General features: G+C 58.9%; 12 protein-coding genes. 5 read left to right on the top strand and 7 right to left on the bottom strand.

Annotated features, from left to right (window positions below; genetic code table 11):
* The 3 genes from ACA067_RS00190 (at position 1) to ACA067_RS00180 (ending at position 3976) form a co-directional block, all read left to right on the top strand.
* The gene (locus ACA067_RS00190) at positions 1-477 is read left to right on the top strand and encodes an inhibitor of vertebrate lysozyme family protein (RefSeq protein WP_497460117.1); all 477 of its coding nucleotides are present in this window, start codon (positions 1-3) and stop codon (positions 475-477) included.
* A 715-nt stretch (positions 478-1192) separates the two neighbouring features.
* A complete protein-coding gene (gltP, locus tag ACA067_RS00185) occupies positions 1193-2524 on the top strand; it encodes a glutamate/aspartate:proton symporter GltP (protein WP_497460116.1) in 1332 nt (443 codons plus the stop codon).
* Positions 2525-2746: 222 nt separating this feature from the next.
* Entirely contained in the window at positions 2747-3976 is a 1230-nt protein-coding gene (locus ACA067_RS00180; RefSeq protein ID WP_150746279.1) for a nucleoside recognition domain-containing protein, read from the top strand.
* Positions 3977-4016: 40 nt separating this feature from the next.
* On the opposite strand, the gene ACA067_RS00175 is transcribed toward ACA067_RS00180, so the two are convergent.
* From ACA067_RS00175 to ACA067_RS00155, 5 genes are all read right to left on the bottom strand, one after another.
* Positions 4017-5045 (bottom strand): DUF5924 family protein, encoded by a 1029-nt coding sequence (locus ACA067_RS00175; RefSeq protein WP_497460115.1) that lies wholly within the window; start codon positions 5043-5045, stop codon positions 4017-4019.
* Positions 5046-5108: 63 nt separating this feature from the next.
* The gene (locus ACA067_RS00170) at positions 5109-6485 is read right to left on the bottom strand and encodes a M16 family metallopeptidase (protein WP_497460114.1); all 1377 of its coding nucleotides are present in this window, start codon (positions 6483-6485) and stop codon (positions 5109-5111) included.
* A 110-nt stretch (positions 6486-6595) separates the two neighbouring features.
* On the bottom strand, positions 6596-8254 hold the full coding sequence (locus ACA067_RS00165) for a Na/Pi cotransporter family protein (protein ID WP_497460113.1): 1659 nt from the start codon (positions 8252-8254) through the stop codon (positions 6596-6598).
* 214 nt (positions 8255-8468) lie between these two features.
* Positions 8469-9236, bottom strand: a complete 768-nt coding sequence (locus tag ACA067_RS00160; RefSeq protein WP_497460112.1) for a TerC family protein — start codon at positions 9234-9236, stop codon at positions 8469-8471.
* Positions 9237-9320: 84 nt separating this feature from the next.
* Positions 9321-10628 (bottom strand): CitMHS family transporter, encoded by a 1308-nt coding sequence (locus ACA067_RS00155; protein ID WP_150799934.1) that lies wholly within the window; start codon positions 10626-10628, stop codon positions 9321-9323.
* A gap of 415 nt (positions 10629-11043) precedes the next feature.
* Between ACA067_RS00155 and ACA067_RS00150 the strand changes: the two genes are divergently transcribed.
* Complete coding sequence (locus tag ACA067_RS00150) at positions 11044-11445, top strand: GFA family protein (RefSeq protein WP_497460111.1); 402 nt, start codon at positions 11044-11046, stop codon at positions 11443-11445.
* Here the strand turns inward: ACA067_RS00150 and ACA067_RS00145 are convergent, their stop codons facing one another.
* Positions 11446-11772, bottom strand: a complete 327-nt coding sequence (locus tag ACA067_RS00145) for a DOPA 4,5-dioxygenase family protein (protein ID WP_497460110.1) — start codon at positions 11770-11772, stop codon at positions 11446-11448.
* Positions 11773-11856: 84 nt separating this feature from the next.
* Between ACA067_RS00145 and ACA067_RS00140 the strand changes: the two genes are divergently transcribed.
* The gene (locus ACA067_RS00140) at positions 11857-12522 is read left to right on the top strand and encodes an NAD(P)-dependent oxidoreductase (RefSeq protein WP_497460109.1); all 666 of its coding nucleotides are present in this window, start codon (positions 11857-11859) and stop codon (positions 12520-12522) included.
* A gap of 190 nt (positions 12523-12712) precedes the next feature.
* Here the strand turns inward: ACA067_RS00140 and ACA067_RS00135 are convergent, their stop codons facing one another.
* Positions 12713-13663 carry a choline sulfate utilization transcriptional regulator gene (locus tag ACA067_RS00135; protein WP_497460108.1) on the bottom strand — a complete coding sequence of 317 codons (951 nt, stop codon included), beginning with the start codon at positions 13661-13663 and terminating at the stop codon, positions 12713-12715.
* Between the last annotated feature and the right edge of the window lie 77 nt (positions 13664-13740).

Here is a 13740-nt window from a genome sequence, read left to right as displayed (position 1 = left end):
ATGAGCGTTTCCTTCAAGACACTGTTCAAGACACTGGCAGCCGCCCTGCTCCTGGGCGGTAGTGCCATGGCCATGGCCGCCAATGATGGCCAGACGCGGGTCAACGAGCTGCTGAGCGCAGACCCGCAATACCGTGAAACCTGGCAAGGCGTTGTGAAGAAAGAAGAACGCCTGCCGGAATGGGTGCTGAACCTGTCCGGTGCTGCCGAGCAAATGAATGCGGTTGAAGAAGACGGTGACCAGTATCTGGTGGGGCCGCTTTGCGAATCGCAGGCCACATGCCTGAATAATCGATTGATTGTCGCCGTCAGCTTCGACAAAAAGCAAGCCTACGCTATGCTGGTTGAAGTGCCTGCGGGATTGCCGGCTGACAAGTCGCCGACGCGCCATGCCAACTATCGCTTTCTGGGAAAACCAGACCAGGGTATGCAGGATTTGCTGATGGAACAGCTGAAGAAAGATCCAAACTGGTACTGATTTTCAAATATGAAAGAAGCCACACGGCTTCTTTCCAAATGCGCTACCCGATAAAGGTAGACGCATGACCAAGGGGTCGGGATGTTCTGCCTGTTTCAGGGGCGGAGTGACCTACGGGTACATGGGGTGCCTGCGCAAGGGCCGGGTCAGGCAAAAAGCTGCGACGCAAGTTCGCCGATCACTGATGCTCGACGGACTTGCGAAGAGCTTCTACGTGCAAAGCGTTGAATTAGAGCGATCCTCCCCATTTCGTCGCTTCACCTTGAAAATGTTGCCGCGCGGCCTGGAAATTCTTTTCCGGTGGTCCACGCACGACCGTACATCGAGAAATTTTACCGCCCTTTTGCGGTTAATTTTGTCTGTGCATTGTCGGATTTTCTTGAAAAAACCCCCTCGCCTGACTGATCAAAAAACAGTCTATCTTCCCTGAGATGGCCGGTTCACGGCACTTTTGCCTGCCGAAATGTCGTATTCGAACCGGTTGGGACGCGAGTTTCACTATAAAAAGCTCATGCCGATTCGGCATAGGGTAGGCGTTTACGGCATTAGACGTCGCTTCCTTGCATCGGAATAGTTGCGCCTTTTTTCGCCTGCCAGAGAGCCACTAACAAGCGCTCCGGGGCACCTTATACGGGGGCAGATGCACAAGACTTTTTCGCCACAAGCGTTCCAGTTCCTGCATCGGCCTGAGTCAAACGCAAGTAAGGGTAAAGATATGAAGAAGGCAAAGCTTAGCCTCGCCTGGCAGATCCTCATCGGTCTGGTATTGGGGATTGCAATCGGTGCGCTGCTCAACCATTTCAGTGCCGAAAAGGCCTGGTGGATCAGTAACGTTCTGCAACCGGCAGGCGATATCTTTATCCGTCTGATCAAGATGATTGTGATCCCGATCGTGATCTCCTCGTTGATCGTCGGTATCGCGGGTGTCGGCGATGCGAAGAAGCTCGGCAGCATCGGCCTGAAGACCATCATCTACTTCGAAATCGTTACCACGATTGCCATCATCGTCGGGCTTGTCCTGGCCAACCTGTTCCACCCGGGTACTGGCATCGACATGAGTACGCTGGGTACCGTCGATATTTCCAAGTACCAGGCCACGGCCGCCGAGGTGCAGCATGAACACGCGTTCATCGAAACCATCCTCAACCTGATCCCGTCGAACATCTTCGCGGCTGTCGCCCGTGGCGAGATGCTGCCGATCATCTTCTTTTCAGTGTTGTTTGGTCTGGGCTTGTCGAGCCTGAAACCCGACTTGCGCGACCCGCTGGTGAAGTTGTTCCAGGGCGTGTCGGAAAGCATGTTCAAGGTCACCCACATGATCATGAACTACGCCCCGATCGGCGTTTTCGCACTGATCGCGGTGACCGTGGCCAACTTCGGCTTCGCCTCCCTGCTGCCGCTGGCCAAACTGGTGCTCCTGGTTTACTTCGCCATCGCCTTCTTCGCCTTCATGGTGCTGGGCTTGATTGCTCGCCTGTTCGGTTTCTCGGTGATCAAGCTGATGCGCATCTTCAAGGATGAGCTGGTGCTGGCCTACTCCACCGCCAGCTCCGAAACCGTGCTGCCACGTGTCATCGAGAAGATGGAAGCCTACGGCGCACCGAAAGCCATCTGCAGCTTCGTGGTACCGACCGGTTACTCGTTCAACCTCGACGGCTCGACGCTGTATCAGAGCATTGCGGCGATTTTCATTGCCCAGCTATATGGCATCGACCTGTCCATCAGCCAGCAATTGCTGCTGGTGCTGACGTTGATGGTCACCTCCAAAGGCATCGCCGGCGTACCGGGCGTGTCCTTCGTGGTGCTGCTGGCAACGCTGGGCAGCGTGGGTATTCCATTGGAAGGCCTGGCGTTCATCGCCGGTGTCGACCGCATCATGGACATGGCCCGTACCGCACTGAACGTGATCGGCAACGCTTTGGCCGTATTGGTCATCTCCCGTTGGGAAGGCATGTACGACGACGCCAAGGGCCAGCGCTACTGGAACTCCCTGCCGCACTGGCGCAGCAAGGAAAAATTGCCAGCTGGCGAAGTTTCCAACAACTAATGCACAAACCTGTGGAGATTGGCTTTTCTGTGGGAGCGAGCTTGCTCGCGATAGCGGTAGATCAGTCGACATCAATGTTGCCTGTGAGTCAGTCATCGCGAGCAAGCTCGCTCCCACAGTGATCCGAGTCGCCAGCCACAAAACAAACCCCGGAGAAATCCGGGGTTTGTCGTTTCTGGCTACCCCGCTATCATTCGCCGCATTCTTTGGGGGATTTAACTGATGCTCAATGGCCTGTGGCTCGGCTTCTTCATCGTGGCAGCCGTATCGGCGCTGGCGCAGTGGTTGATCGGTGGCAACGCCGGGATCTTCGCGGCGATGGTGGAAAGCATTTTCGCCATGGCCAAACTGTCGGTCGAGGTCATGGTCTTGCTGTTCGGCACCCTCACCCTCTGGCTGGGCTTTCTGCGGATCGCCGAGAAAGCCGGGATCGTCGAGTGGCTGGCCAAGGCGCTGGGTCCATTGTTCCTGCGCCTGATGCCGGAAGTGCCGGCCGGTCACCCCGCCATCGGCCTGATCACGCTCAACTTTGCCGCCAATGGCCTGGGCCTGGACAACGCCGCCACGCCAATCGGCCTCAAGGCCATGAAGGCGTTGCAAGAGCTCAACCCCAGCGCCACCATCGCCAGCAATGCCCAGATCCTGTTCCTGGTGCTTAACGCCTCTTCCCTGACCCTGTTGCCGGTGACGATCTTCATGTACCGCGCCCAGCAAGGTGCGCCTGATCCGACGCTGGTGTTCCTGCCGATCCTGCTGGCGACCAGTTGCTCGACGCTGGTAGGTCTGTTGTCAGTGGCGGTCATGCAACGTCTGCGCCTGTGGGACCCGGTGGTGCTCGCGTACATGATTCCCGGCGCCCTGATACTGGGTGGCTTCATGGCGCTGCTGGCGACGCTCTCGGCGACCGCTCTGGCCGGCCTGTCATCGATCCTCGGCAACCTGACGCTGTTCGGGCTGATCATGCTGTTTCTGGTGATCGGCGCGTTGCGCAAGGTGAAGGTCTACGAGGCGTTCATCGAAGGCGCCAAAGAAGGTTTCGATGTGGCGAAGAATCTGCTGCCATATCTGGTGGCGATGCTCTGCGCCGTCGGCGTACTGCGGGCATCCGGGGCGCTGGATTTTGGTCTGGACGGGATTCGGCATCTGGTGGAGTGGGCCGGTTGGGACACGCGCTTCGTCGATGCCTTGCCGACTGCCATGGTCAAGCCGTTTTCGGGCAGTGCGGCACGGGCGATGCTGATCGAAACCATGAAGACCTCAGGGGTAGACAGCTTCCCGGCGCTGGTGGCGGCGACGATTCAGGGCAGTACGGAAACGACTTTCTATGTGCTGGCGGTGTACTTCGGTGCAGTGGGCATTCAACGGGCGCGGCATGCAGTGGGGTGTGCGTTGCTGGCGGAACTGGCCGGGGTGCTTGGCGCCATCGGGGTTTGTTACTGGTTCTTCGGTTAACCACTAACCCCTTGTGGGGGCCGCGGTGCGGCGAACCGCATTACTTTTCTTTGACCGGTGTGCTGTCCGTGATCTTGAAGCGCAGCACCCCGATCAGTTGGCCGTCCTCGGTCAACACCCGAACCTGCCACTTGCCCGCGGGATTGCCGGGGAAGTTTTGCTTGTGGGTCCAGGCCCGGTAGCCTTCCTTGCGCCCGCCGCGAATATCCAGGGCGATGCGGTCGACCTCTTTGCCGTTGAACTGCCAGACGTGGTAAATCCGCTCGTCCAGACCTCGCGGGGCATTGATCGCGGTGTAGGCGTACAGACCGCCGCCGCGAATCTGCTCGGCGCTGACTTCATCGAGGCTGGCGCCGGGGGTGCGGTCCTGCATTTGCGTACTGATCGCCACATCGGTCATCCACAGCGTTGCCGGCGGCACCCACGACCGCAGCACCCAGCCAACGCCGCCGATGCCCACGGTGATACTCAGAATGGCCAACGCGTTGCGCACGGTTCTGATCGGGAAGATCGACGCCAGGCTCGGGAAAGACAGCACGACGGCGGTGCCCAGGGCCAGTTTGAAACTCTGGGAGGTGGTCAGGTGCAGGATGACGGGCAGGGCGGTCAGCAGTGCCGCGAACAATGTCAGCGTATGCAGCGCCAGGAACGCCCAGCGTCGCGGTGCCAGCCATTTGTAGTAGAGCGGGTCGATGATGGAAATCAGTGCGCCAATGCACAGCATCCCGGTAAAGAATAACTGGCCGCTGTTCCAGGTGGTGGTGATAAAAAAGAATGGCAGGACGAAGAACAGGCTTTCCTGGTGAATCATCTGTGTGGCGTAACGCAGCAACGGCCGGGGGATTTCGCGGTTGAAGATCCTGGCGAACAGCTTGGTCAGGCTGTTTTCCAGCATCAGCCAGATCCAGCTGATCAGCATGATGATGGTGATCCACGTCGCCAGACCCTGCTGACGATCCACCAGCATGAAGCTGCCGACCCCGGAAATGAAACCGCCGAGCGCAATCACCCCTGGGTAGCGCTTGATCAATTCCAGGATGCGCTGTACGAAAAGGGTCAGGGTAGGCATTCGGCGGTTCGCAATAGTCGTTGGAAAATCCTCGACAGGTTACCCGCTCGTCACCCGGAATAGTTACTTTCTGCGATGAAAGCGCAAAGCCAATAGACCCAATACCAACAAGCCAAACACTCCGGCAATCGCCCACATCAGCTGCTCATCACTCATCAGCGGCTTTTCGATCCGCAGATAGCCCGGTTGCATGAGCAATTCGCGCATGGCCTTGTTCGCCTCTGCCAGCGTTACCCCCTGCAGCTCTTTGGCCGGGTTGGCGAAGCGGCCGTCGTCGTAGTCCCCAAGGGCGCTCCAGTAGTAGTCGGCCAGCGCGCTGTTGCCTTGCACGGCCCAGGCCTGGCGGGCGATGGCGGCCTGTTTGAGGCGGTTGAACGTGTCGGCATTGAGACCATCCTTGAGCAACCCCACCCTCAGATCATCCAGCACCTGTTCCGCCTCAGACACGTCATCACGCTCAAGATCAGCGTTCAGGCTCATGAAGCCCACTCCGCCAAACACCTCGCGCTCGGCCGAGGGGCCGTAGGACAAACCGTGGACCAGGCGCAATTGACGATAAAGTGCCCAGTCCAGATAGTCCTTGAGCAGGTCGAAGGTCTGGTCGTGCTGATTTTCCTGCACCGGTTCCGGCACCAGCCAGTGCAACTTGGCACCACCGCCGACGAGACCGTGGCTCAGCGTGCGCTCGTGGGCAGCACTGGCCTTGATTTCTGGCAGAGGAGGGTGATCGGTAGGCTCGACCGCTTCAAGCGCGCCCCAAGATCGTTCCAGATAGGCCGGTAGCAACCGGTCGAGGTCGCCCACCACGATCAGGCTCATGTTGTTGGGCGCGTACCAGGCCTTGCGCACCGTCTCCAGTTGTTCACGGGTCAGGTAATCGACCTCGGGCCGCTCGGGGCATTTGAGGCCCAGTTCCACGGCCAGCTGATTACTCGCCGTATGGCCCAGGTCCTGGCGATCCAGCCAGCGTTGCAAGTGCGTGTAATGGCCCCCGTCTTCGCGTTCGACCACTTGTTTGGCGGCGTTGATCGCGTTGTCGTCGATTCGGGTCTGGGTCAGCAGCGCCAACAGCAGGTCAAGGACCTTACGCTGGTTTTTCGCCGGGGCCTCGATGACGAATGTGGTGTCGGCATTGCTGGTAAAAGCGTTCCACTCGCCGCCCAGGGCCTGCATGCGTTCCTCCAGACCGCCTTCGCCAGTGGCATCGATGCCGCTGAACAGCAAGTGCTCGAGCAGGTGCGGCAACTCCTTGTCGGCACAGCTGAAATCATCGATACCGACGCCGACCACCAGACGAATCGCCACATGCCCGCGCTCGGTGCCGGGCTTGAGCAGCAATTGCAGGCCGTTGGGCAGGGTATAGCCTTCAACCTGGAAGCGATCCAGGGCAAACGAAGGGAATGAACCAAGCAACAGACAGGCGAACAGCAGACAACGCATAGCTAGCTTCCAGGCAATCAATCGGAGATCCGTTTCGTCCTTCAGGCCGCTATCGCGAAGACGGTCTTGAGGCTGAATCAATGTTACTGACTGACCACTCTGCCAGACGTTCAAGGCGAATGCGTGATGTCTGCCAAATCATCGACGGCCAGCGCGCCGGTGTCCGAGGTCTCCAGCACCACATAAGCGCTGCTGCAGAACAGCGAGTTCAGACGCTTCATGTCCGCGATCAGCTCCAGGTGCAGCGAACTGGTCTCGATACTCTGCACGATCTTACGTTGCAATCGACTGACGTGAGCATGGGCCAAACGGCGCTCCTGTGCGCGAAAGCGACGTTTCTCACGCAGCAACTGGCGGGCACTTTCCTTATCGGCACTGAGGAACACCGACAACCCGAGGCGCAAGTTGGCTATCAACTGGCTGTGCAGACCCGCCAATTCCTCCAGCCCGACCTCGGAAAAAGACCGGCGCTGCGAGGTTTTCTGCTGCTGGACCTTGCGCAACATGCGCTCAATCAGGTCGCTGGCGAGTTTGAGATTGATCGCCAGCTCGATGATTTCCGCCCAGCGCCGACTGTCCTGGTCGCTGAGGTCTTCCCGGGGCATTTGCGCCAGATAGAGCTTGATGGCGCCGTAGAGCGATTCCACATCATCGGTCAGGCGTCGCATTTCCTGGGTGACGGCGGTTTGCTTGCCGCGCAGCACGTCGAGCATGGCTTCAAGCATGTTGTCGATCAGATCGCCGATGCGCAGGGTTTCGCGGGCGGCGTTGGCCAGCGCCAGGCTGGGAGTGACCAACGCCGTCGGGTCAAGATGTCGCGGTTTGGCGGTGCCGTTGACTTGCGGACGCTCCGGCAGCACCCACGCACAGAACCTGGCCATCGGCCCGACACTGGGCAGCAGGATCAGGCAGCGGGCAGTGTTGTAGAGCAGGTGGAAGCCGATGACCATTTCCTGGGGGCTGAAGTCCAGGCTATCGATCCAGTGCACCAAGGGGTCGAGTACCGGAATGATCAGCAGCAGGCCGATCAACTTGTACAGCAGGCTACCCAGCGCCACTTGGCGGCCAGCCGCGTTCTGCATGCTGGTGCTGAGGAAGGCGAGGATGCCGCTGCCAATGTTGGCGCCTATCACCAGGCCGATGGCCACTGGAAGGCTGATCACGCCGGCACCGGCCAGGGTCGCCGTCAGCAGGACGGCGGCCAGGCTGGAATAGGAAATCATTGCGAACAGCGCGCCGACCAGGGCATCGAGCAGAATGTCGCCGGTCAGCGAGGCAAAGATCACTTTCACACCCTGGGCCTGGGTGATCGGCGCGGCAGACTCGACGATCAGTTGCAGCGCCAGAATGATCAGCCCCAGGCCGATACTGACGCGGCCCATTTGCCCCAATCGGGTCTGTTTGCGGGACAGGAAGAAAATCACTCCGAGGAAGATCAGCAGCGGCGACAGCCACGACAGGTCCAGGGTCAGCACTCGCGCCATCAGCGCGGTACCCACGTCGGCCCCGAGCATGGTCGCCAGCGCCGGGGTCAGCGCCATCAAGCCCTGACCGACAAAGGAGGTGACGAGCATGGCGGTGGCGTTGCTGCTCTGGACCATGGCCGTCACCACTATTCCCGAGATGAATGCCAGCAAGCGCTTGGACATATTCTGACCGATGACGTGGCGCAAGTTGGAACCGTAGACCCGCAAGATGCCGGTTCGGACGATGTGCGTGCCCCAGATCAACAAGGCAACGGCTGATAACAAATTGAGCAGGGTGAGCATGCAGGCCCCCTGTGGTGGTAGCGCCCCAATGGGGCAAGTTGACGGTGCCGCGCGTTTTTCTACGTTCTGTGCTTAAGCTGTAGTTGGCTAACGGTCTGGGCGCCAGCATCGCATAGCTAAAGAAGTGATTGAAACAAAACTGTCATAAAAACAGATTGATGCAGACAAGAAAAAGGGGCCCGAAAGGCCCCTTTGTCATCACATGGCATTCGGGTTACTGACCCGGAACATCCTTGCGCAGTTTCACTGGATCCTGCTGTTTACGCTTTTTCGTCATCGCGGTGCGCATCTTGATGTTGATTGCCTCCACCGCCAGCGAGAACGCCATGGCGAAGTAGACATAGCCTTTTGGCAGATGCACATCCAGAGACTCGGCAATCAACACGGTACCGACCAGCAACAGGAACGACAGCGCCAGCATTTTCAGTGAAGGGTGCTTGTCGATGAACTCGCTGATGGTGCGCGAGGCAACCATCATCACCAGTACCGCAACGATGATCGCTGCAACCATGACCGGTACGTGGGAAACCATGCCCACCGCGGTGATCACGGAGTCCAGCGAGAACACGATGTCGATGATCGCAATCTGGATGATGGTGTAGAGGAAGTTGCCGCCCTTGCCCGAGGGGTCGTCGCCGCTTTCGTCCTCGCCTTCCAGTGCGTGGTACATCTCCTGGGAGCTCTTCCACAGCAGGAACAGACCACCGAAGAACAGGATCAGGTCACGCCCGGAAATACCCTGGCCGAACATTTCGAACAGGTCGGCGGTGAGGCGCATGACCCAGGTGATCGACAGCAGCAACAGAATCCGCGTGACCATGGCCAGAGCCAGGCCGAAAATCCGGGTGCGCTGCTGCATGTGCTTGGGCATGCGGCTGACCAGGATCGAAATCATGATGATGTTATCGATACCCAGGACGATTTCCAGGGCGGTCAGGGTAAAGAAGGCAACCCAGATTTCAGGGTTGGTCAGCCATTCCATGTGTTTTCCTTTGAGCGAGTGTTAAACCAGGCCGGGCCCGGACTTCAAAAAACGAAGCCGGACCCGTCATGGTGAGTCTTTGGCTTATAGAGTGCTGAACAGCGGAAAAATCCCCATCAGCAATGCGGCGACCAGTATGCACAGGCAAACCAGCACTGCCCACTTCAAGGTGAACCGCTGATGATCACCGAAATCGATACCGGCCAGCGCCACCAACAGGTAAGTCGATGGTACCAGCGGGCTCAGCAAGTGGACGGGCTGACCGACGATCGAGGCACGTGCCATTTCCACCGCGGTTATACCGTAGTGACTGGCGGCTTCGGCAAGCACTGGTAACACGCCATAATAAAATGCGTCGTTGGACATGAAGAACGTGAACGGCATGCTCACCAACGCGGTGATGACGGCCAGGTACGGGCCGAGAAAGTCCGGGATAACCGCCAACAGGCTTTTCGACATCGCGTCGACCATGCCGGTGCCCGAGAGGATACCGGTGAAAATGCCTGCGGCAAAGATCAACCCGACCACCGCCAACACGCTACCGGCGTGGGCCGAGATGCGGTCCTTCTGCTGTTGCAGGCACGGGTAGTTGACGATCATTGCGATACTGAAGGCCACCATGAACAACACGGGCAGCGGCAACAGGCCGGCGACCAGGGTGCACATCAGGCCCAGCGTCAGGGCGCCGTTGAACCAGATCAGCTTCGGACGCCGGGCATCCGGAAACTGGGAAACGCTGATTTCGCTGTGGTCGATTTCATCGCCCACCAGGTGCAATTCACCCAGACGGGCACGTTCACGTTTACCGTAGAAGTAGGCAATCGCCAGGATCGCTACGACGCCGGCCAACATCGCGGGCACCATCGGCACAAAGATGTCGGACGGATCGACGTGCAGCGCACTGGCCGCACGAGCGGTCGGGCCACCCCATGGGGTCATGTTCATCACGCCCCCGGCGAGGATGATCAGACCGGCCATGATCCGCGGGCTCATGCCGATGCGGCTGTAGAGCGGCAGCATGGCGGCCACGCAGATCATATAAGTGGTCGCGCCGTCACCATCGAGGGAAACCACGAGCGCCAGTACGGCGGTGCCGACCGACACTTTCAGCGGGTCGCCCTTGACCAGTTTGAGGATCTTGCGCACGGCCGGGTCGAACAGGCCGGAGTCGATCATCAGGGCAAAGTAGAGAATGGCGAACATCAGCATCACGCCGGTCGGCGCCAGCTTGGTGATGCCTTCGAGCATCATCGGGCCGATCTTCGGCGCGAACCCACCGAACAGGGCGAACAGGATCGGGATGATGATCAACGCGATCAGCGCGGACAGGCGCTTGGTCATGATCAGGAACATGAACGTGATGACCATGGCAAAGCCAAGGAAAGTCAGCATGGGAATACTCCAGGCATAGCGCGGCTAGGGAATGGGCGAACCGGTTGGGGTCAGCGCAGAACGGGAAGCACGAGACGTACGGGTGGAGTGGCGGCGAAGCGGCGAGTAGTAGAAGACATCAGGATCACCATTGTTGTTGTTAAATGGGCTGTGCGAGCGATAAAACACTGGCATTGGCCAACCGGTCTGTTGCCGGTAGTGGGGCGATCCTAATCGCGCAAGCTTTCACCCAGCTTTCGCGGATGAAAGCATTGACCGGATGTGCAACCGGTCGTCGGACCGGGGCAGGGAGGGAGACCGAGTGAGGGCCTTTGTGAGCAGGCTCGCTTCCACAGCTCTGTGGCCACTGATGATCCACTGTGGGAGCGAGCCTGCTCGCGAAGGAGTCGATACAGATACATGAGGAGGAAACAACATGGCCGAAATTCATACCGGCGGCTGCCACTGCGGACAACTGCGCTATCAATTCAGCGGAGCGTTGCACGACATCGCCCACTGTCATTGTTCGATCTGTCGACGGGTCAGCGGCGGGATTGCAACCACCTGGATCACCGTGCCCGCGTCGGCCTTTCAATGGCTGACCGGGGAGCCAGCGCGATACGACTCTTCGTCTACCTGCGCCCGATACTTCTGCCGCAACTGTGGGGCGCAGCTGGCGCTGGTGACACAGCTCAGTGCGGACAGTATCGACGTGACCATCGCCACGCTCGATCATCCCGAACAGGCGCCGGCCGAACGCCACATCTGGACTGACAGCCGTCTACCGTGGCTGCATCTGGACGAGCACTTGCCGTCTGAGCCAGAAGAAACACTCTGATCAAAAAACAGACAGGTCCAGCGGACGGATCGCACCCATCCAGATCGCATGCTCGGTATGGTCGAGCAGGTCGTTACCGGTGTCCGGGTGCAGAAACACCACCAAACCCTTGCGATTGAGCGCCAACCACGGCAACACGTCGCCCAGGTACTGCGGCTCGAAAGCCAATTGGCAGCTCCAGTCCGGGTGCGGACCCACCGGTCGTTCGTGTACCCGCCCCATCTTTAGCGCAAATAACCGGGCCGCTTGCTCACACAAGGCTCGGGCCTGATCGATGCTGCTGGCATCGAAATACACATGGGCGTGGTAACCCTTGATCTGTTGCATCTGCAATCCCTCTAAAACCGGTCGAACCCTCACCGTTTTCCACAGGTCACACGCCATATAAGTCGCAAACAAGGAATCTCAGCCATGAAAAATGCCGAAACCCCCGTCGTGAAAGTGGTGCTCTATGGTGCCATGAGTAGCCTGGGCAGTGCGCTGATGGCTGAAATGCTACGGCGTCAACATGAGGTGATCGCGATTCTCGATGACCTGACGGCGCTCGCACCGCGTCCAGGTTTGCGGACCAAGACCGGTGATTTGTTCGACGCCGTGCGCGTGAAGCAAAGCGTGGCCGGGAGCTCTGCGGTCATTTGCCTGTTGGATGCACCGGGTCTGCCGTTCAACAGCGAGCACGTGGAAAAAACCATCGTGCCGGGCCCCGTCGAACAGGTGCTGGCAGTGGATGCACTGATCGACGGTATGCAGGCTGCGGGCATTGCCCGGCTGTTTCTGGTCGGCGATTTCGAAGTGCTGGATGATCCGGAGATAGAGGATCAACTGGAACACCACGCCGCCGAAGAAATCCGTGAGGCCCTGCAAAGCAGTGCCTTGCACTGGACGCTGGTGAATGCGCCGCGCGGGGTGCCGGGGTTGACGATTGAACATTTCAGCCACGTCAGCAGCAGTCTGGAACCGGGTTTGGCCGAACCGTTGGCCCGGTTGAACCGTGTAGCGGTGGGGATCGCCGATGAATTGCACTTGAACCTGCATATTGGTGAGCATGTGAATTTCATTGCGACATCAGAACCGTAACAGATCGCAGCCTGCGGCAGCTCCTACCTTGAAATACGTTCCCCCTGTAGGAGCTGGCTTGTCGGATCGCCGCACCGCAGCGAAGGCGGCCTCGAGCCTTGCAACGCCCATGAAAATGCCTTCGCCAGCAAGCCGGCTCCTACAGGGATTGGTGTTTTCCACAATCCAGCAGGCTGCAATCTTTTCGCTTTCACACGGCAATCGAAGGTAAAGGCAGCCCATTCAGCGATTGCGCACTGCTGGCCTGCTCGGCCATCAACCAGTCCACGAATTGTTGAATCAACGGCCCACGCCGTTTGCGCTGTGGCAGGACCACGTAATAACCCAGCCTGGAAATCACCGTTTCAGCAATCGGCCGGCACAACAAGCCTTGCGCCAGCAAGTTATCCACAAGGTGCCGCCACCCGATCGCCACGCCCTGTCCGCCAATCGCCGCCTGGATCAACAAGGTGTAGTTGTCGAAGCGCAATTGCCCCGGCGCGGGTGCCGACGAGATACCCAGTTCGCGAAAAACGCCGCTCCAGTCGAACCAGTTGCTGCTGTTTTCGCCGCGCAGGTGCAGCAAGGGGAGCTCAAGCAAAGCCTGGGCTGGCAAGGGCAGGGGACGGTCCTTCAATAGCAGCGGACTGCACACCGGAAACACTTCTTCGCTGAACAGCCAATGACTCTCGCCCTGTTTGAATCGACCATCACCGAACAACACCGCAACATCGATATCGGTGCGCAGCATGTTAAGGCTGCGTTCGCTAGTGACAAGACTGACATCGACCTTAGGGTTGGCGGCGTGAAATCGATGCAGGCGTGGCATCAGCCAATACGCGGCGAAGGCAAAGTCGGTGGCTACTTGTAAAACCTCATGCTGATGTTGTGCACTGATCGCACTCAATCCTGCATCGATATTCTGCAAACCAAGCTGAACTTGCTCGAAAAGTATCGTCCCGGCCTCGGTCAATTCAATGCCGCGATAGATTCGATCGAACAGCCGCGTGCCGAGCTGTTGTTCCAGCCGTTTGATCTGTTGGCTGATGGCTGGCTGCGTGGTGCCGAGCTCCACCGCCGCGGCGGTGAAGCTACGCTGACGGGCTGCTGCTTCGAAGGCGCGTAGCAGATCCAGTGACAAATCACCAAGGGCGTCATACATAAGCTGTGCTTATCCTAGTCATTGCCGCGCATGGGCTTTACCACAGAGTGCATGGACTCCATGCTCGATCGCAGCAC

The sequence above is a fragment of the Pseudomonas sp. LBUM1674 genome (assembly GCF_059695635.1).
This window is presented reverse-complemented; position numbering and strand designations above follow the sequence as displayed.

Excerpts from the sequence above, each read along its gene's own strand:
- ACA067_RS00160 (WP_497460112.1), bottom strand. The coding sequence starts at position 9,236 with ATGGAATGGCTGACCAACCCTGAAATCTGGGTTGCCTTCTTTACCCTG.
- gltP (WP_497460116.1), top strand. The coding sequence starts at position 1,193 with ATGAAGAAGGCAAAGCTTAGCCTCGCCTGGCAGATCCTCATCGGTCTG.
- ACA067_RS00155 (WP_150799934.1), bottom strand. The coding sequence starts at position 10,628 with ATGCTGACTTTCCTTGGCTTTGCCATGGTCATCACGTTCATGTTCCTG.
- ACA067_RS00170 (WP_497460114.1), bottom strand. The coding sequence starts at position 6,485 with ATGCGTTGTCTGCTGTTCGCCTGTCTGTTGCTTGGTTCATTCCCTTCG.
- ACA067_RS00145 (WP_497460110.1), bottom strand. The coding sequence starts at position 11,772 with ATGCAACAGATCAAGGGTTACCACGCCCATGTGTATTTCGATGCCAGC.
- ACA067_RS00190 (WP_497460117.1), top strand. The coding sequence starts at position 1 with ATGAGCGTTTCCTTCAAGACACTGTTCAAGACACTGGCAGCCGCCCTG.
- ACA067_RS00175 (WP_497460115.1), bottom strand. The coding sequence starts at position 5,045 with ATGCCTACCCTGACCCTTTTCGTACAGCGCATCCTGGAATTGATCAAG.
- ACA067_RS00135 (WP_497460108.1), bottom strand. The coding sequence starts at position 13,663 with ATGTATGACGCCCTTGGTGATTTGTCACTGGATCTGCTACGCGCCTTC.
- ACA067_RS00140 (WP_497460109.1), top strand. The coding sequence starts at position 11,857 with ATGAAAAATGCCGAAACCCCCGTCGTGAAAGTGGTGCTCTATGGTGCC.
- ACA067_RS00165 (WP_497460113.1), bottom strand. The coding sequence starts at position 8,254 with ATGCTCACCCTGCTCAATTTGTTATCAGCCGTTGCCTTGTTGATCTGG.
- ACA067_RS00150 (WP_497460111.1), top strand. The coding sequence starts at position 11,044 with ATGGCCGAAATTCATACCGGCGGCTGCCACTGCGGACAACTGCGCTAT.
- ACA067_RS00180 (WP_150746279.1), top strand. The coding sequence starts at position 2,747 with ATGCTCAATGGCCTGTGGCTCGGCTTCTTCATCGTGGCAGCCGTATCG.